Annotated in this window: 14 protein-coding genes and 2 pseudogenes; 9 read left to right on the forward strand and 7 right to left on the reverse strand. The window is 56.2% G+C overall.

Going from position 1 to position 17,883, the window contains the following annotated elements; all coding sequences use genetic code 11:
• Positions 1 to 28 precede the first annotated feature (28 nt).
• The 7 genes and pseudogenes from cyoE to ACMX3H_RS04645 all read right to left on the reverse strand — a co-directional run bounded on the left by cyoE (position 29) and on the right by ACMX3H_RS04645 (position 7,366).
• On the reverse strand, positions 29 to 919 hold the full coding sequence (gene cyoE, locus ACMX3H_RS04615) for a heme o synthase (RefSeq protein ID WP_025423153.1): 891 nt from the start codon (positions 917 to 919) through the stop codon (positions 29 to 31).
• A gap of 15 nt (positions 920 to 934) precedes the next feature.
• Positions 935 to 1,267, reverse strand: a complete 333-nt coding sequence (locus tag ACMX3H_RS04620) for a cytochrome o ubiquinol oxidase subunit IV (RefSeq protein ID WP_415209973.1) — start codon at positions 1,265 to 1,267, stop codon at positions 935 to 937.
• Positions 1,267 to 1,881, reverse strand: a complete 615-nt coding sequence (locus ACMX3H_RS04625; RefSeq protein ID WP_415209974.1) for a cytochrome o ubiquinol oxidase subunit III — start codon at positions 1,879 to 1,881, stop codon at positions 1,267 to 1,269. The genes ACMX3H_RS04620 and ACMX3H_RS04625 overlap by 1 nt, the downstream gene beginning before the upstream one ends.
• Complete coding sequence (cyoB, locus tag ACMX3H_RS04630; RefSeq protein WP_415209975.1) at positions 1,871 to 3,865, reverse strand: cytochrome o ubiquinol oxidase subunit I; 1,995 nt, start codon at positions 3,863 to 3,865, stop codon at positions 1,871 to 1,873. The genes ACMX3H_RS04625 and cyoB overlap by 11 nt, the downstream gene beginning before the upstream one ends.
• Before the next feature lie 5 nt (positions 3,866 to 3,870).
• Complete coding sequence (cyoA, locus tag ACMX3H_RS04635; RefSeq protein ID WP_415209976.1) at positions 3,871 to 4,806, reverse strand: cytochrome o ubiquinol oxidase subunit II; 936 nt, start codon at positions 4,804 to 4,806, stop codon at positions 3,871 to 3,873.
• Positions 4,807 to 5,247: 441 nt separating this feature from the next.
• A pseudogene (ampG, locus tag ACMX3H_RS04640) lies at positions 5,248 to 6,708 on the reverse strand (muropeptide MFS transporter AmpG).
• Positions 6,709 to 6,787: 79 nt separating this feature from the next.
• Complete coding sequence (locus ACMX3H_RS04645; protein WP_415209977.1) at positions 6,788 to 7,366, reverse strand: lipoprotein; 579 nt, start codon at positions 7,364 to 7,366, stop codon at positions 6,788 to 6,790.
• A 276-nt stretch (positions 7,367 to 7,642) separates the two neighbouring features.
• On the opposite strand from ACMX3H_RS04645, the gene bolA reads away from it, so the two are divergent.
• From bolA to ACMX3H_RS04690, 9 genes and pseudogenes are all read left to right on the forward strand, one after another.
• Positions 7,643 to 7,960 (forward strand): transcriptional regulator BolA, encoded by a 318-nt coding sequence (bolA, locus tag ACMX3H_RS04650; protein ID WP_415209978.1) that lies wholly within the window; start codon positions 7,643 to 7,645, stop codon positions 7,958 to 7,960.
• A 313-nt stretch (positions 7,961 to 8,273) separates the two neighbouring features.
• The gene (gene tig, locus ACMX3H_RS04655) at positions 8,274 to 9,578 is read left to right on the forward strand and encodes a trigger factor (protein WP_415209979.1); all 1,305 of its coding nucleotides are present in this window, start codon (positions 8,274 to 8,276) and stop codon (positions 9,576 to 9,578) included.
• Between the two features lie 394 nt (positions 9,579 to 9,972).
• Positions 9,973 to 10,596 carry an ATP-dependent Clp endopeptidase proteolytic subunit ClpP gene (gene clpP, locus ACMX3H_RS04660; protein ID WP_415209980.1) on the forward strand — a complete coding sequence of 208 codons (624 nt, stop codon included), beginning with the start codon at positions 9,973 to 9,975 and terminating at the stop codon, positions 10,594 to 10,596.
• Positions 10,597 to 10,744: 148 nt separating this feature from the next.
• On the forward strand, positions 10,745 to 12,019 hold the full coding sequence (gene clpX / locus ACMX3H_RS04665; protein WP_415209981.1) for an ATP-dependent protease ATP-binding subunit ClpX: 1,275 nt from the start codon (positions 10,745 to 10,747) through the stop codon (positions 12,017 to 12,019).
• 199 nt (positions 12,020 to 12,218) lie between these two features.
• Positions 12,219 to 14,579, forward strand: coding sequence for an endopeptidase La (lon, locus tag ACMX3H_RS04670; RefSeq protein ID WP_415209982.1), 2,361 nt, complete (start codon positions 12,219 to 12,221; stop codon positions 14,577 to 14,579).
• Positions 14,580 to 14,736: 157 nt separating this feature from the next.
• Positions 14,737 to 15,066 carry a nucleoid-associated protein HU-beta gene (hupB, locus tag ACMX3H_RS04675; protein ID WP_415209986.1) on the forward strand — a complete coding sequence of 110 codons (330 nt, stop codon included), beginning with the start codon at positions 14,737 to 14,739 and terminating at the stop codon, positions 15,064 to 15,066.
• Positions 15,067 to 15,301: 235 nt separating this feature from the next.
• Positions 15,302 to 17,179, forward strand: coding sequence for a peptidylprolyl isomerase (ppiD, locus tag ACMX3H_RS04680; protein ID WP_415209983.1), 1,878 nt, complete (start codon positions 15,302 to 15,304; stop codon positions 17,177 to 17,179).
• A gap of 144 nt (positions 17,180 to 17,323) precedes the next feature.
• Positions 17,324 to 17,644 carry a hypothetical protein gene (locus ACMX3H_RS04685; protein WP_415209984.1) on the forward strand — a complete coding sequence of 107 codons (321 nt, stop codon included), beginning with the start codon at positions 17,324 to 17,326 and terminating at the stop codon, positions 17,642 to 17,644.
• A 66-nt stretch (positions 17,645 to 17,710) separates the two neighbouring features.
• Positions 17,711 to 17,883 (forward strand): annotated as a pseudogene (locus ACMX3H_RS04690) (transposase); the annotation flags it as partial.

A 17,883-nucleotide genomic window follows, 5' to 3' on the forward strand; every position in this document is an offset into this window, starting at 1 on the left:
CCTGCCGGAAAGATCGTAAGGCGGTGGGCTACCAGACGTAGGTGAGCAGACTGGTGGCGGAAGGTACCATAAAGTCTACCGACATCATCACGCTGAGCGAGGTGATAGCGACGATCGAAAAGATGAACAGCTTGCGCGCCCAGACCTTATCGTCATTGGCGGATTTATAGCCCTGCAGCGCCATACCCAGCCACCAAACGCTGACCGAGGCGGCAACAATCAGGTATTTGTAGCCGGCATAACCGCTGAGCGTTAACATCAGCGTCGCCACCATAAACCCGATGATATATAAGGTAATATGGTGTTTAGTGACCGAAATGCCGCGTTTTACCGGCAAGACCGGAATCGACGCCGCCTGATAATCCTTGAAACGGAAGATGGCGATGGCATAGGAATGCGGCATTTGCCACAGGCTGAAGATCAGCAGCAAAATCAGCGCGCCGGTGTCGAACCGGTCGCTGACGGCGCAGTAGCCAATCACCGGCGGCGCGGCGCCGGACAAGCTGCCGATAAGCGTACCGTAAACGGATTTGCGCTTCATATACAGGCTGTATACGCCGACATAGACGATAAAGCCCATTACCGCCAGCCACATGGCTAGCGGATTGGCCGCCAGATACAGCAGCGCAAAACCGGCAATACCCAGCACCGTAGCGTAAACCAGACTGGCTTTCAGAGAAATCAATCCTCTCACCAGGACCCTGTTTTTGGTCCTTTCCATTTTCCGGTCGATGTCGCGATCGATATAGTTGTTAAACACGCAACCCGAGGCGACCACCAGCGATACACCGACCAGCGTGGCGAGAAACAGGGCATAGTCGATCTGGCCCTTTGCTGCCAGCAAAAAGCCCCCGATGACAGAAATTAGATTACCGAAAATAATTCCTGGTTTTGTTACTTGCAGGTATTGCTTAATCATTACCGTTGCGCTCTGTTAGTAGCCCATCAAGTTGTGATTGAGGTACCACATAATCCACAAGGAGTCGACCACCAGGATTGCGATGATCATCATCGCAAATACAAAGGCTATCAGGTTCCACTGCTGCTCGGACGACGTATTGAGGTGCAGGAAATACACCAGATGCACGACAATCTGCACCACGGCGCAAATCACCAGCACCGCTATCAGCGTACTTTCGCTGGCGGAGCCCTGCATCACCATGGCGAACGGAATCACCGTCAGGATGATGGAGAGAATAAAACCAATCAAATAGGACTTATGGCTGCCGTGGCTGGCGCCGGTATGCCCTGCGGATGCATGACTCATTAAAGTGCCCCCATTAAATACACCACGGTAAAGACGCAAATCCAGACTACGTCCAGGAAGTGCCAGAACAGGCTCAGGCACTGTAGACGGGTTTGGTTGACCGGGGTCAGACCACGACGGGAGACCTGAACCATCATCACCAGGATCCAGATAAGGCCGGAGGTGACGTGCAGACCATGGGTGCCCACCAGCGTGAAGAAGCCGGACAGGAAGGCGCTGCGATCCGGGCCATAGCCTTCGGCAATCAGGTGATGGAACTCGTACAGCTCCATGCAGATAAAGCCCAGACCGAACAGGAAGGTCAGGCCCAGCCAGACGTTGACCCGGCTCTTGTCGCCGCGATACATGGCCAGGATCGCCATGCCGTAGGTGATACTACTGAACAGCAGGAAGAAGGTTTCGACCAGGACAAACGGCAGCTCGAAAATCTCTTTGCCCGTCGGCCCGCCCGCCACGCTGTTGCTCAGAACGGCGTAGGTGGCGAACAGGGTGGCGAACAAAATACAGTCGCTCATCAGGTAGATCCAGAAGCCGAATACTTTGTTAGCTCCCGCATCGTGGTGCCCATGCGCGGCATGGGCGGTATCATGATTGGATAGGATCTTAGTTGACATTCTTCACGCCCGCTTCACTGATTTGGTCAAAATGCCGGTTCTCGATACGTTCGACTTCCTCGACTGGCACGTAATAATCCACGTCTTCATTGAAGCTGTGAACTATCCAGGTCACGATCATGCCGGCAAACCCGACGATCGCCAGCCACCAGATATGCCAGATCAAGGCAAAGCCAAACACCAGGCTGAAGGCGGCGATAATCACGCCGGCGCCGGTGTTTTTCGGCATATGGATCGGCTCATAGGCCAGCGGTTTTTGACAAGAGGTGCCTTCTTCTTTCATCTGCCAGAACACATCGCGCTGATTGTTCACTTCCGGCACGATGGCGAAGTTATAGAACGGTGGGGGAGAGGAGGTGGCCCACTCCAGAGTACGGCCGCCCCACGGATCGCCCGTTAGGTCGTGGTTCTTTTCACGATCGCGCCCGCTGACCACAATCTGGATCACCTGGCACAGGATACCCAGCGCGATAAGCGCGGCGCCGGCGGCGGCCACCATCAGCAGCGGGTGGAAGACGGGGTCGATCTGCTGGCTCAAACGGCGGGTCATCCCCATGAAGCCCAATGCGTACAGCGGCATGAATGCGACATAGAAGCCGATAATCCAGAACCAGAAAGCGCGTTTGCCCCAGGTTTCGTTCAGGGTATAGCCGAAAGCTTTCGGGAACCAGTAGGTCATCCCGGCGAAGCAGCCGAAGACCACGCCGCCGATGATGACGTTATGGAAGTGGGCAATCAAAAACAGGCTGTTGTGCAGCACGAAGTCGGCGCCGGGCACCGCCAGCAGCACGCCGGTCATCCCGCCGATGGAGAAGGTGATGACGAAGCCTACGGTCCACAGCATCGCCGAGTTAAACACCACGCGACCCTGATAAATGGTGAACAGCCAGTTGAAAATCTTCACCCCGGTCGGGATGGCGATGATCATGGTCATAATGCCGAAGAAGGCGTTGACGTTGGCGCCGGAGCCCATGGTGAAGAAGTGGTGCAGCCAAACGCAGAACGACAGCACGGTAATGGCGATGGTCGCCCATACCAGCGAGGTGTAGCCGAACAGGTGTTTTTTCGAAAAAGTGGCCACCACTTCCGAGAACACGCCGAACACCGGCAGCACCAGGATGTACACTTCCGGATGGCCCCAGGCCCAGAACAGGTTCACGTACATCATCATATTGCCGCCCATATCATTGGTGAAGAAATGGGTACCCAGATAGCGATCCAGGGTCAGCAGTACGATGGTCACGGTTAAAATCGGGAATGCGGTGATAATCAGCACGTTGGTGCACAGCGCGGCCCAGGTGAAGACCGGCATTTTTATCATCGGCATGCCGGGCGCGCGCATGCGCAAAATGGTGGCGAAGAAGTTAACGCCGGTCAGGGTGGTTCCGATACCGGCTATCTGGATACTCCAGATCCAGTAATCGACCCCGACGCCGGCACTGTACTCCTTGCCCGCCAGCGGCGGATAAGCCACCCAGCCGGTTTGGGCGAATTCACCCACGCCGAGGGACACGTTTATCAGGATGACGCCGACGACGAAGAACCAGAAACTCACGGAGTTCAGGAAAGGAAAGGCAACGTCACGCGCGCCGATTTGTAGCGGCACCGCCAGGTTCATCAGGCCGACCACGAACGGCGTCGCCATGAAGATTATCATGATAACGCCGTGGGCGGTCACTACCTGATCATAATGATGGGGCGGCAGAAAGCCCGCTTCGCCCGCCGAGGCCAGCGCCTGCTGCGAACGCATCATGATGGCGTCGGCGAAGCCGCGCAGCAGCATCACGAACGCCACGATCATGTACATGATGCCGATTTTCTTATGGTCTACCGAGGTGAACCACTCTTGCCAAAGATATTGCCATTTACCGAAGTAGGTAATGGCGGCCACCAGCCCCAGACCAATCACAATGATGGCGGCGACGGTTATCATAATGATCGGTTCATGGTACGGAACCGAATCAAGCGTTAATTTTCCGAACATCGTTATTATTCCTCGGTACCCGCGTGAGAGTGTTCACCCATGTTCATGTCCATCCCTTCGTCCTGGGTGGTGGCAATACTCTTCCCCTTGCCCATGAATTTTCCGATCACATCCTGGTACAGACTGGGTTTAACGCTGGAGAAGTACTCGACCGGATGATACTCGCTCGGCGCTGCCAGCTGCTCGTAAGCGTCCATGGTGCCAAGCGTATCCGGTGATGCCTTGACTTTCTGGACCCACTCGTCGAAGCCTGCCTGATCCGGCGTGGCGACGGCGGTGAATTTCATGCCGGAGAAACCCCGGCCGCTGAAGTTCGCTGAAATGCCTTTATAGCTCCCCGGTTCGTTGGCGATGAGATGCAACGTAGCATTCATCCCGGCCATCGCGTAAATCTGGCCGCCCAACTGGGGAATAAAGAAGGAGTTCATCACCGAATTGGAGGTAATCTCAAACTTCACCGGGACGTTGGCCGGGAATGCAATTTCGTTCACCGTGGCGATGCCTTGCTCCGGATAAATGAACAGCCACTTCCAGTCCATGGCGACAACTTGAATGGTGACGGGTTTGGCGTCAGACGCAATGGGTTTGCTCGGATCCAGCGCATGGGTCGACTTCCACGTCAGCGTGGCCAGGAAGATGATGATAAGGATCGGTACCGTCCATACCACCAATTCCACCTTGCTGGAGTGGGACCAGTTGGGGCTGTACGTCGCCTTGGTATTTGATGCGCGGTATTTGATAACAAAGACGAATGCCATGACGACAGCGGGTATCACGACGATCAACATCAGCCCGAGGGCGGTCAGTATTAATGAACGTTGCTCCAGTCCAATCTGTCCCTTGGGATTCATTAACACCATGTCGCTGCAGCCGCTAACTAACGCGACGACGCTAAACAGCGACAGAATCCCTAAATACTTATTGTATTTCCTGAGTCTCATCTAACGACCTCAATAAAATGTGCTCTAATGTCGTTTCTTGTGTGGGGGCATTTTACGGGAAGGTTGCAGTACTGTAAATATGCTTAAGCTTATGTCAGAAACATGTTTCTGCGTTCTGCCAGGCGTGTCACACCTGTAGGGAATGATGACAAAATATTAATCGCGACAAAGGATTAGAGAATTAACCGTCGAAAAACCTCGATTCCGCTAACGGAAAGAATAACGGCGCGGGATCTGTATCATCACGTTAACAAATCAATATCATTCTTTGACAAAGAAACTACAAATACGCACCCTGTAAAATAGTAGAGGTGATAAACTGTCACTCCTGCGACATAAATAAAAAATGACCTTTAGCGAGAAGAGTAATAAGCCAATAACCCGGCCGTTGTCGCCGGCGAGCGTTATTCCCCGTCGCGCCGGACCTGGACATCGTCAGGCTTAACCATGACGCCGCGGCCGGGATCGTTTCATCGCGCGATAATCGAGAACGCATCCCATGAGTATACTCACTGTGAGTAGAACGGCACCTATTTCCCAACATAAATTCATCATCGCGCCGGCCGCGGTCATACCTGCAGCCTTGGCCAGCAGCAGCGCCAGCGCGCCGGCACATAGCGCGCCACCGGCCGCCAGCAGGCGCTGCGCCAGGCGATAACCGGCGCTGAAATGGCCGCGCCGCAGGAAATCGCCGGTCCGCTGCGTCGCGGTCAACGTGGTGCGGCACAGCATCAATAGGCCCAGACCGGGAAATGAAATGGCGACGGAGAACAGGTAAAACCAGGCCCAGTCGTGCAGTTCAACGAACCAGCCAGCGAGGGGGCCGACATAGACCCGGCCGACGGCGGCCGGCGCCGACAGCAGGGCGAATTGGGTGGCGGAGTAGGATTTGTTGCACAACGTCATCAGTAGCGCGACAAACGCCGCGGTGCCCATGCCTCCGCACAGGTTTTCGACAAATACCGCCGCGGCCATTGACCAAAGGTGTTTATCGGTCACAGCTAGCGCCCAGTATCCGCCATTGGAGACCGCCTGCAGGAGCCCGAACAGCAAAAGGGCGCGAAACAGCGACAGCCGCTGCATCAGCAGCCCGCCCGCCAGCGTGCCGACAATCGTCGCCAATAAGCCCAGGCTTTTATTGACCATACCGACCTAACCGGCGTCAAATCCCACGCCGCGAATAAGGAAAGTCGTACTCAGGCTGAGCGCAAAAGCGTCGCCAAGTTTATAAAGCACAATCAGCATCAAGATAAGCCAGGCGTTATCGCGGCCGAAAAAGTCGCGCCGCGGCGCCATCACCGCCTGCTCGAGACTGGCCGGCCTGGGTATCGCCTGGTCCGGCTCCGGCGCCAGCAGGGTGCTGACCAAGCCTACCAACATCAACGCGGCCATCAGCCAGTAGGTGGCCTGCCAGCCGAGCCCGCGATCAGCGAGCCATAGCGCCAGGCCGCCGGACACCAGCATGGCCAGGCGATAGCCTAGTACCGAGACCGCGGCGCCGGTGCCGCGTTCCTCCGACGGCAGCAGATCGGTTTTGTAGGCGTCGAACACGATATCCTGCGAGGCGGAGCAAAACGCCACCCATACCGCAAGCGCCGTCAACCACGCCAGATTGCGCGCCGGATCGAGGGTACCCATCGCCAGCAGACCCAGTATGAGCAGCACTTGGCAGATCACCAGCCAACCGTGACGACGGCCCATCAGCGGCGGGCTGTAGCGATCCATTACCGGCGACCAGAGAAATTTGAAGACGTACGCTTGACCCACCAGCGAGAAAAAACCGATGGTTTTCAGATCCAAACCGGCTACCGTCATCCAGGCCTGTAGCGTGCCGGAGGTAAGCGCCAGGGGCAAACCGGAGGCAAAGCAAAATGAGGGAACGGCGCTGGGTGAGCGTGGCAAGTCGAACGGATGTCATGGGCATAAACGGCTTTCGGGTTAACCTGCCCGGCGCCGCGGGCAGGCGGGTGAACGGAGAAAATTAACGCGCGTTTTGCTTGATGAAGCTATTGACGCTGCTGTCGTTGGCCATATCGTTGATCACATCCGCCAGCACGCTGTCCACGGCGCTGGTGATCTTGTCATTGGTGGCGCGGAAAGCGCCCTGCACGTTATAGACCGACTGGTAGCTCTTCACTTGCTTGTTACCGTTTTTCGCTTGGGCGATGATGGAGATATCCGCCCGGGTGGTAATGTTATAGCGCACATTGCCTTCGGACACATCGGCGTAGAGTTTATTGACCACGATCTGCAAATCCACGGTGCCGTTTGGACCAATCATGTAGCCGCGGGCGGTCATCTGTTTCTCCAGCACTTCCTGCAGCAGGAAACGCAGATCGCGCGACGGGGTGAGGGTAACCAGTTGGCCGTCGCGGTTGACCTTGGCCAGCGCCTGATCCGGCCGCTGGTCGGCGCCGTTAACGCTGACGGTGACGCCCATCAGCGACGGATCCTGCTGCGGCAGCTGAATCTTCGGGGAAATATCCAGCGTATTGGTGCTGGCGGCGCAGCCGGAGAGCAACAATAAGGCCACCAACGGCATCAGTAATTTTTTTAGCATATATGCTTTCTCATTCATCAGGATAGGGAAGGGGAAAATGGCCTCATCATAGCATCGCCAACGGGAGGGGTAAGCCCCTAATAGCGCTAATTTACGTTACCGGACATTTTGCAGCCTCGCGCGGGCAAACGCCCCCCGGCTGTGCGCCACCCCCGCGCGGGACAGCAAGGGTCGTCGAGCGCGAAATTTGTCGCTTAAAGGCTAGGCGTCAAAGAATAATCTGCTAAAATTTTAACTGACGGAGCAAAGCGCTCTGCCTGGCGTTGAGGAGAAGAGATGATGATTCGCGAGCAAATAGAAACAAAAATCAGGGCAGAGTTCACTCCGCTGTATCTGGAAGTGGTGGATGAAAGTTACCGCCATAATATCTCGGCGGGCTCTGAGAGTCATTTCAAAGTGGTATTGGTCAGCGATCGGTTCAACGGCGAGCGTATCCTGAGCCGCCATCGCGCGATATACGGCGTTTTGGCGGATGAGCTGGCGGGGCCTGTGCATGCGCTGGCGCTGCACACCTACACGGTCAAAGAGTGGGAAGGACTGCAGGATGCGGTGCAGGCCTCCCCCCCTTGCCGCGGCGCCGGGCTGACGGGCTGAGCCCTATCGGCACAGGGTAAACGGGCCGGATGGGCGGTGAACCGACCCGCCGGCCTTTTCCCCCCCTCTGCGCTCGCGCACGGCGCAATTTACGCGCCGTCCTCGACTCATAAACCCTATCTCGCTATAATGCCGCGTCTTATATTTCCGGAAGGTATTCGGGATGCTTCTGACGACGACGGGCAACAGGTTTTGATTCCTCAGACCACCCGGATCTTAAGAGGCCATTTTCACGTCAGTGGACCTGGATGACCGCTTCTTTGAAAACGGCTTCTGGCGTTGATCGAGCACTGTGATTTTTTGAGGTAACGAGATGCAAGTTTCTGTTGAGACCACTGAAGGCCTGGGGCGCCGTGTAAACATTACCGTTGCCGATGACACGATTGAGCAAGTGGTGAAAAGCGAATTGGTGAACGTCGCCAAAAAAGTCCGCATCGACGGCTTTCGTAAAGGGAAAGTCCCTATGAATATCGTTGCGCAGCGCTATGGCGCCTCCGTCCGTCAGGACGTGCTGAGCGACCTGATGCAGCGTAACTTTGTCGACGCCATTATCCAGGAAAAAATCAATCCGGTGGGCGCGCCGAATTATGTCCCGGGCGAATACAAGACCGGTGAAGATTTCAGCTATGCGGTGGAGTTTGAAGTTTACCCCGAAGTGGAACTGACGGGGCTGGACACCATTGAGGTCGAAAAACCGCAGGTGGAAGTGAAGGACGCCGATGTCGACACCATGCTGGAAACGCTGCGCAAACAGCAGGCCGACTGGAAAGAAACCGCTGATGCCGCCGGCGCGGAAGACCGCGTCACCGTCGACTTCACCGGCACCATTGACGGCGAAGCGTTTGAGAGCGGCAAAGCCACCGACTTTGTGCTGGCCATGGGCCAGGGCCGCATGATCCCCGGTTTTGAAGAGGGCGTCATCGGTCATAAAGCGAGTGAAAGCTTTGACATCAGCGTCACTTTCCCGGAAGACTACCACGCCGAAAATTTGAAAGGCAAAGCCGCGAAGTTCGCCGTTGAGTTGAAAAAAGTCGAGCAACGTGAACTGCCGGAGCTGAATGAAGCCTTCATCAAGCGTTTCGGCGTTGCAGACGGCACCCTGGCAGGTTTGCGCGCCGAAGTGCGTAAAAACATGGAGCGCGAGCTGAAAAACGCCGTGCGCAACCGCTTGAAAACACAGGTAATTGACGGTCTGCTTAGCGCGAACGACATTCACGTTCCCGCGGCGCTGGTCGACGGTGAAATCGACGTGCTGAAACGCCAGGCGGCACAGCGTTTCGGCGGCAACGAAAAGCAGGCGCTGGAATTGCCGCGCGAGCTGTTTGAAGAACAGGCCAAGTGCCGCGTCAAGGTTGATCTGCTGCTGGGCGAAGTCATCCGCAAACATGAACTGAAAGCGGACGAAGCCCGCGTCAGCGCGCTGGTTGAAGAAATGGCGTCCGCCTACGAAGATCCGAGGGAAGTCATCGAGTTCTACGGCAAGAATAAAGAGCTGATGGACAACATGCGTAACGTGGCGCTGGAAGAACAGGCGGTTGAAGCGCTGCTGGCCAACGCGCGCGTGACGGAAAAAGAAACCGGCTTCAACGAGTTGATGAACCAGCCGAGCGCGGCGTAATCGTCGTCGTCGTCGGGCCCGCGCGCGGTCCCAAGGCTCATCACGTCATCCCTATAGCCTGTCATCCTGCGGTGGCAGGCTTTTTGTTTGTATAAGCTTTTCATACTATTGACGGTGATAAATAGCGCTATATTTAAAGGGTAAGCAGTGTTAAAAATAGGGTGCGCCGCGGGAATACCCGGCAACGTCCGGCGCTGAAATAATGCCGCTGCGGCCTTAAAAAGGGCGCAGCGCTCCCCCAACTAGAGGGGAAAGGGAGAAACTGCTGCGCTGGCGGAAGAGGGGCCGAAAACCCTCCAGCGGACCGGCGACATCTTGGGACATGGCGATGACGCCGCATCTCACGTAAAATCGGAAACCCAGGCGCCGAAAGCTTTATTTCTAGGAGACGATAATGTCATACAGTGGCGAACAAGATAACTTTGCACCCTATATGGCTCTGGTGCCGATGGTGGTGGAACAGACTTCACGCGGAGAGCGTTCATACGATATCTTTTCGCGCCTGTTGAAAGAACGGATTATCTTCATGACCGGCCAGGTCGAAGATCATATGGCGAATTTGATCGTCGCGCAGATGATGTTTTTAGAAGCGGAAAACCCGGAAAAAGATATTTATCTGTACATCAACTCGCCGGGCGGGGTCATTACCGCCGGGATGTCGATATATGACACCATGCAGTTCATCAAACCGGATGTCAGCACGTTCTGCATGGGGCAGGCCGCCTCCATGGGCGCTTTCCTGCTGGCGGCCGGCGCCAAGGGCAAACGCTTCTGCTTACCCAACTCGCGGGTCATGATCCATCAGCCGCTGGGCAGCTTCCAGGGCCAGGTCACCGATATTGAAATTCACACCCGGGAAATCCTGAAGGTCAAAGCACGGATGAATGAGTTGATGGCGCAACATACGGGCCAGCCTCTTGAAGTAATAGAGCGTGATACCGAACGCGATCGTTTCCTCTCCGCGCTTGAGGCGGTAGACTATGGATTAGTGGATTCCGTATTGAGCCAGCGCGCGTAATTGCTTAATGGCGGGAACGGATAGGCTATAGTTAATGTAGTGCGTCGTGCGGAAGCGTCAGCGCTTCCGGCGACCGGTTTTGAGTTCAGTCGTCGCGTTGCCGCCCTGATTGGCCTGCGGGACAAAGACGAAAGAAAGAGGTTTACTGATGACAGATAAGCGCAAAGACGGTTCAGGAAAGCTGCTGTATTGCTCTTTCTGCGGTAAAAGCCAGCATGAGGTGCGGAAATTGATCGCCGGGCCGTCGGTGTATATCTGCGATGAATGTGTCGACTTATGCAACGACATTATCCGCGAAGAGATAAAAGAGGTCGCGCCGCACCGTAAACGTAGCGCGCTGCCGACGCCCCATGAAATCCGTCACCACCTGGACGATTATGTCATCGGTCAGGAAAAAGCCAAAAAAGTGCTCGCGGTGGCGGTGTACAACCACTATAAGCGTTTACGCAATGGCGACACCAATAACGGCATCGAACTCGGCAAAAGCAATATTTTGCTGATTGGCCCTACCGGCAGCGGCAAGACCTTGCTGGCGGAAACGCTAGCACGCTTCCTGGATGTGCCTTTCACCATGGCCGACGCCACGACCCTGACCGAAGCCGGGTATGTGGGTGAGGATGTGGAAAACATCATCCAGAAATTGTTGCAAAAATGCGATTACGACGTGCAAAAAGCACAGCGCGGTATTGTATACATTGATGAGATCGACAAAATATCCCGTAAATCGGATAACCCCTCCATTACCCGCGACGTCTCCGGTGAAGGGGTGCAGCAGGCGCTGCTGAAACTGATAGAAGGCACCGTGGCCGCAGTGCCGCCGCAGGGCGGGCGCAAGCATCCCCAGCAGGAGTTCCTGCAGGTGGATACCTCGAAAATCCTGTTTATCTGCGGCGGCGCTTTCGCCGGCCTGGATAAAGTGATCGAGCAGCGCACCGAAACCAACCGCGGCATCGGCTTTAGCGCCACCGTTAAAGGCAGTTCGGAGAAAGTCACCGAAGGCGAACTGCTGGCGCAGGTGGAGCCGGAGGACCTGATTAAGTTCGGCCTTATCCCGGAATTCATCGGCCGGTTACCCGTCGTGGCGACGCTGAATGAGTTAAGCGAAGAAGTGCTGATTCAGATTCTGCGCGAGCCGAAGAACGCGTTGACCAAACAGTATCAGGCGTTATTCAACTTAGAAGGCGTCGAGCTGGAATTTCGAGACGAAGCGTTGACCGCCATCGCCAAAAAAGCCATGGCGCGCAAAACCGGCGCCCGCGGCCTGCGCTCCATCGTGGAGGGCGCGCTGCTGGAAACCATGTACGAACTGCCTTCCCAGGATAGCGTGGAAAAAGTGGTGATCGACGAAGCGGTCATCGCCGGCCAATCGGAGCCGTTGCTTATCTACGGTAAGCACGAAACGCAGCAGGCCTCCGGCGAGTAACGGGGGTGTCGTGCGGCGCTTGCACCGATTGAGAGCGTCCAGGCGGGGGATTTTATCCCCCGTTTTTTTCATTACCGGCTGCCGTTGAATGTAAGCGATTCGACCCCATATACTCAAATACCTAATTGTTGAAACTGGCAAAAGCCGAGTTTTTGCGCATCCCACAAACCTGGCGGAAGCTAAACTAAGAGAGAGCTCTATGAATGCTGAGCGTTCCGAACGCATAGAAATTCCCGTATTGCCTCTGCGCGATGTGGTGGTCTATCCGCACATGGTCATCCCACTGTTTGTCGGCCGGGAAAAATCGATTCGGTGTCTTGAAGCAGCCATGGACAGTGATAAAAAAATCATGTTGGTGGCTCAAAAAGAAGCGTCAACCGACGAGCCGGGTATTAACGATCTTTTTTCAGTCGGGACGGTATCGTCCATTCTGCAGATGCTTAAACTGCCCGACGGCACGGTCAAAGTGCTGGTGGAAGGGCTGACCCGCTCCCGTATCAAGGAGCTGGCGGACAGCGGCGATCACTTCACCGCCGAGGCGGACTATTTTGACGCGCCCGAACTGGATGAGCGCGAGCAGGAAGTGCTGGTGCGTACCACCATCAATCAGTTTGAAGGCTATATCAAACTGAACAAGAAAATCCCTCCCGAAGTGCTGACCTCGTTAAACAGTATCGATGATGCCGCCCGTCTGGCCGACACCATCGCCGCCCATATGCCGCTGAAGCTGGCCGACAAGCAGTCGGTGCTGGAAATGGCAGATGTGACCGAGCGGCTGGAGTACCTGATAGCGATGATGGAGTCGGAAATCGACCTGCTGCAGGTGGAGAAACGTATCCGCAATCGTGTCAAAAAGCAGATGGAAAAGAGCCAGCGCGAGTACTATCTGAATGAGCAGATGAAGGCGATTCAGAAAGAACTGGGCGAGATGGACGATGCGCCGGATGAAAACGAGGCGCTGAAGCGCAAGATAGAGGCGGCCAAAATGCCGCAAGAAGCCCGGGAAAAGACCGAGGCAGAACTGCAAAAATTGAAGATGATGTCGCCGATGTCCGCCGAGGCGACCGTGGTGCGCGGCTACATCGACTGGATGCTGTCGGTGCCTTGGCATGCGCGCAGCAAAGTCAAAAAAGACCTGGTCAAGGCGCAGGAGACGCTTGATAAGGATCATTACGGGCTCGAACGCGTCAAAGACCGCATTCTGGAATATCTGGCGGTACAGAGCCGGGTCAGTAAAATCAAAGGGCCGATCCTGTGCCTGGTAGGCCCGCCCGGGGTAGGTAAGACCTCGCTCGGCCAATCCATCGCCAAGGCCACCGGCCGGCAGTATGTGCGCATGGCGCTGGGCGGCGTGCGTGATGAGGCGGAAATCCGCGGGCACCGTCGTACTTATATCGGCTCCATGCCGGGCAAGCTTATCCAGAAGATGTCCAAGGTCGGCGTGAAAAACCCGCTGTTCCTGCTCGACGAAATCGACAAGATGTCGTCGGATATGCGCGGCGATCCCGCGGCGGCGCTGCTGGAGGTGCTGGATCCCGAGCAAAACGTGGCGTTCAACGACCATTACCTGGAAGTGGACTATGATCTCTCCGACGTGATGTTTGTTGCCACCTCCAACTCAATGAATATTCCGGCGCCGCTGCTCGATCGTATGGAAGTGATCCGCCTGTCGGGTTACACCGAAGACGAGAAACTCAACATCGCCCGACAGCATCTGTTGCCTAAGCAGCTTGAGCGCAACGCCCTGAAGAAAGGCGAATTGACGGTGGAAGACAGCGCGCTGGTGGGAATTATCCGCTACTACACCCGTGAAGCCGGGGTGCGCAGCCTGGAGCGGGAAATTTCTAAATTGTGCCGCAAGGCGGTGAAAACCCTGCTGATGGATAAGAGCACGAAACATATCACCATCAGCGCCGACAATCTGAAGGACTTCCTCGGTGTCCAGCGCTTCGATTACGGACGCGCGGAAGGGGAAAACCGCATCGGCCAGGTGACCGGTCTGGCGTGGACCGAGGTCGGCGGCGATCTGCTGACCATCGAGACCGCGTGCGTGCCCGGCAAGGGCAAACTGACCTATACCGGTTCGCTGGGAGAGGTGATGCAGGAGTCCATTCAGGCGGCGCTGACCGTGGTGCGGGCGCGTGCGGACAAGCTCGGGATCAATCCCGACTTTTATGAAAAACGCGATATCCATGTGCATGTGCCGGAAGGTGCCACCCCCAAGGACGGCCCGAGCGCCGGGATCGCGATGTGTACCGCGCTGGTGTCATGCCTGACCGGCAATCCCGTCAAGGCCAACGTGGCGATGACCGGGGAGATTACCCTGCGCGGTCAGGTGTTGCCCATCGGCGGCCTGAAGGAAAAACTGCTGGCGACGCACCGCGGCGGTATCAAAACCGTGCTAATTCCGTTCGAGAATAAGCGGGATCTGGAAGATATGCCGGCCAATGTGATTAACGACCTGGATATTCATCCGGTTCAGCGCATCGACGAGGTGTTGAATCTGGCGCTGCAGAATGCCCCTTTCAGCATTGAAGTGGCGCCCGAAGCGGTAAAATAAGGGGTTTATGTAAAATAAACCAGTAATAAAAAGGGGCTGGCAGGCCAATTCGGACTTGCCAGCCTTTTTTTGTACCGTTAAGTTAGTGAGCTGTTGGGTCGGGGCAGCGGGCAGGTTTAGTCTGCTCCGGCATACTGGGTTTGATATAACAGCTGCGCTGTCGCGTTTAAGGAAAAATCCGCCGCGACATGAGAATTCAAGAGGGGATGAAAAAGTGAATAAGTCAAAACTGATCGACAAAATTGCCGTAGGTGCTGATATTTCCAAAGCGGCCGCCGGACGTGCGCTGGATGCAATCATTGGTTCGGTTACCGAGTCGCTGCAGCAGGGAGATGACGTTGCGCTGGTCGGGTTTGGCACCTTCACCGTGCGCGAGCGTTCCGCCCGTACCGGCCGCAATCCGCAAACCGGTAAAGAGATCACCATCGCCGCCGCCAAGGTACCGGGCTTCCGTGCCGGTAAAGGGCTGAAAGACGCGGTGAACTGATCACTTTCCCGGTCTCGCATGCGTCAACTAATACCTGACGCAGTCAGACGGGTAGGGTAGAATACAAGGTGCATCATCAGGATGCGCTTTTTTTTCTGGATTGGCTGACAGAGCAGGGTTGGCGTTGTCAGAGAAATAGCGTTAACGCGCAGCGGCTCCGGGGAGCTACAGCAGGCGGGCAGCCCGTTTACCGGCGCAGAGATTTCATTCATTTACAGCGGAGTGTTGTCACACCATGATGGACAATTTACGCGCGGCCGCTAATCACGTCGTGCTCAAAATTATTCTGGGGCTTATTGCTGTTTCATTCGTGCTGACCGGGGTAGGCAACTATCTTATCGGCGGCGATGGCGACTACGCCGCCAAGGTGAACGGTCAGCAAATCAGCCGTGCGCAGCTGGAGCAGGCGGTGCAGAACGAACGTAACCGCCAGCAGGAATCCATGGGTGAACAGTTCTCCCAATTGGCGGCCAATGAAGGCTACATGCGCCAGCAGGTGCTCTCGCAATTGATTGATGAAACCCTTCTGGATCAGTACGCGGATAAGCTGGGACTGGCTATCGGCGACGATCAAATCAAACAGGCGATCTTCGCCATCCCTGCTTTCCGCACCGAGGATAAATTCGATAACGCCAAATTCCGCTCCCTGATAGGCAACATGGGGCTGTCGCCGGATCAGTACGCCGTGCTGATGCGCAAACAATTGCTTATCCAGCAGCTCATACAGGGCATTGGCGGCACCGGCTTCCTGTTGCCGGCGGAAACCGACAGACTGTTGGCGGTGGCCGTGCAAACCCGTGACGCACGTCTGGCCACTTTTGATATCGCGGCGCTGGCGGCGAAGCAAATCGCGAGCGACGATGAGATCCAGGCCAGCTACAACGCGCACAAAAACCAGTACCTGTCGCCGGAAACCTTTAAGGTAAGCTATATCCCGATGGACACTGAAGCGATGCAGGCGAAAACCAGCGTCGACGAACAAGAGATCCAGTCCTGGTATGATCAGCACCATGATCAATTCACCGTCCCCGCGAGTAAACGCTACAGCATCATCCAAAGCAAAACCGAAAACGACGCTAATGACTGGCTGAAACAATTGCAGCAGGGCGCCGATTTCGCCGCCCTCGCCAAAGCCCACTCCACCGATGTCGTCTCGGCGAAAAACGGCGGCGATATCGGCTGGATAAGCGACAGCGATAGCCTCGACGAGCTGAAGCAGGCTAACCTGAGCGAAAAAGGCCAGCTGTCGGGCGTGATTAAATCTTCGGTGGGCTTCATCATCGTCCGTCTGGACGATGTAGCGCCGGCGCAAGTCAGCCCGTTGAGCGCGGTGAATGATGAGGTGACGGCGAAGGTGAAACAGGAGAAAGCCATCGACGCCTATTATGCGCTGCAGCAAAAAGTGAGCGATGCGGCCAGCAACGATAACGAGACGCTGGCATCGGCCGAAGCCGCCGCCGGCATCAAGGCGCAAGAGACCGACTGGTTCAGCCGGGATGACGTGCCCGCGGCGCTTAATTACGACGCGGTGAAACAGGTGCTGTTCGAGGGGATGCTGTTGGGAAGCAATGGGGCGCTGGGCAGCAATTCGGATGTGATCACCGTCGACGGCAACCGTGCTTTCGTCATCCGTATTGCCGATCACCGTCCCGAACATGTGCAGTCGCTGGAGGATGTGCGCGCACGGGTTGAGCAGGAAGTGAAGCGCCAGAAAGCCGTAGAGCAGGCCCGCGTGGATGCTGAAAAAGCGCTCGCCGCCCTGAAGCAGGGCAACGATAAAGGCGCCGAGGCGCTGCAGGCCGCCGGACTGAGCTTCAGCGCCGTGCAGTATTTCGACTCAGCCAACCAGGGCGATCCGCTGGCGCAAACCGTATTCATGCTGCCGCAGCCGCCGCAGGGCAAAAGCAGCTACGGCATGGCCACCAATGCGCAGGGGGACATCGTCCTGATTGCGCTGGATAGCGTTACGCCGCGATCGCTTGATGAGCAGCAGCGCAAAGCATTCGTGGACCAGTTGAATCAAGGGATGACCGGCGTGGCGTTTGATGCGCTGCTGGCGAACCTGCGCGCGGCGGCGAAAATCAAAATGGGCTCGGCGGCGCAGATGCAATAACGCGACACTGACCGCAACACTACCGTTAACTGTGCAAATCCAACGGGCCGCTTTCGCGGCCTGTTGCGTTTTTCATCGCGGGCGGTAGCGGCAATCAGGACGCCAGGGCATGCTCTGCCGGGAATACACTACGGAGAGAAGAGCATGCGACAACCGATATTCACCAGGACGTTATTGACCCTCATCGCTGTTTTGTCCCTGCAGCACGTCGAGCCAGCGCGGGCCACCCTCGCCGGCGAAGCGGCGGAAAAACCCGCCACCGCCGATAAAGCCACCCAAACCGATCCCGTTTCGTTCGAGGCGGCGCTGCCGCTGGAGGGCGCAATGACGCCGATGGATTACCAGGCGACGGATACCGCCCCTTCGGACGACAAGCAGGAAAAAGTTGAGCAGCCCACGACCCGCAGTACCTCGGACGTAAGCGTACGCCCCGCGCCGTCTGTTAATTCTCCATCAAGTTATTGAAGATGATGTCCATTATTTTTTTAATGGGCGCAATTCATGAAACAAACCCCACCAAAACCCTCAAGACGTCGTCCCAATTTTTCGCTGGATTTTAACATTAAGCTGGTTGAGTAGGCGCTCCAGCCCGGCGTATCCATTGCCAAGCTGGCACGGGATAACGGTATCAATGACAATTTGCTGTTCAACTGGCGCCAGCTCTACCGTCAGGGCAAGTTCGGTGTCCAACCTAAAATCCCCAC

Source organism: Sodalis sp. (in: enterobacteria), from assembly GCF_047607725.1.
GTDB lineage: Bacteria > Pseudomonadota > Gammaproteobacteria > Enterobacterales > Enterobacteriaceae > JBLKSS01.

What these genes read in the sequence shown, in the direction of transcription:
- cyoE (WP_025423153.1), bottom strand. Translation starts at nt 919, where the DNA reads ATGATTAAGCAATACCTGCAAGTAACAAAACCAGGAATTATTTTCGGT.
- ACMX3H_RS04620 (WP_415209973.1), bottom strand. Translation starts at nt 1,267, where the DNA reads ATGAGTCATGCATCCGCAGGGCATACCGGCGCCAGCCACGGCAGCCAT.
- ACMX3H_RS04625 (WP_415209974.1), bottom strand. Translation starts at nt 1,881, where the DNA reads ATGTCAACTAAGATCCTATCCAATCATGATACCGCCCATGCCGCGCAT.
- cyoB (WP_415209975.1), bottom strand. Translation starts at nt 3,865, where the DNA reads ATGTTCGGAAAATTAACGCTTGATTCGGTTCCGTACCATGAACCGATC.
- cyoA (WP_415209976.1), bottom strand. Translation starts at nt 4,806, where the DNA reads ATGAGACTCAGGAAATACAATAAGTATTTAGGGATTCTGTCGCTGTTT.
- ACMX3H_RS04645 (WP_415209977.1), bottom strand. Translation starts at nt 7,366, where the DNA reads ATGCTAAAAAAATTACTGATGCCGTTGGTGGCCTTATTGTTGCTCTCC.
- bolA (WP_415209978.1), top strand. Translation starts at nt 7,643, where the DNA reads ATGATGATTCGCGAGCAAATAGAAACAAAAATCAGGGCAGAGTTCACT.
- tig (WP_415209979.1), top strand. Translation starts at nt 8,274, where the DNA reads ATGCAAGTTTCTGTTGAGACCACTGAAGGCCTGGGGCGCCGTGTAAAC.
- clpP (WP_415209980.1), top strand. Translation starts at nt 9,973, where the DNA reads ATGTCATACAGTGGCGAACAAGATAACTTTGCACCCTATATGGCTCTG.
- clpX (WP_415209981.1), top strand. Translation starts at nt 10,745, where the DNA reads ATGACAGATAAGCGCAAAGACGGTTCAGGAAAGCTGCTGTATTGCTCT.
- lon (WP_415209982.1), top strand. Translation starts at nt 12,219, where the DNA reads ATGAATGCTGAGCGTTCCGAACGCATAGAAATTCCCGTATTGCCTCTG.
- ppiD (WP_415209983.1), top strand. Translation starts at nt 15,302, where the DNA reads ATGATGGACAATTTACGCGCGGCCGCTAATCACGTCGTGCTCAAAATT.
- ACMX3H_RS04685 (WP_415209984.1), top strand. Translation starts at nt 17,324, where the DNA reads ATGCGACAACCGATATTCACCAGGACGTTATTGACCCTCATCGCTGTT.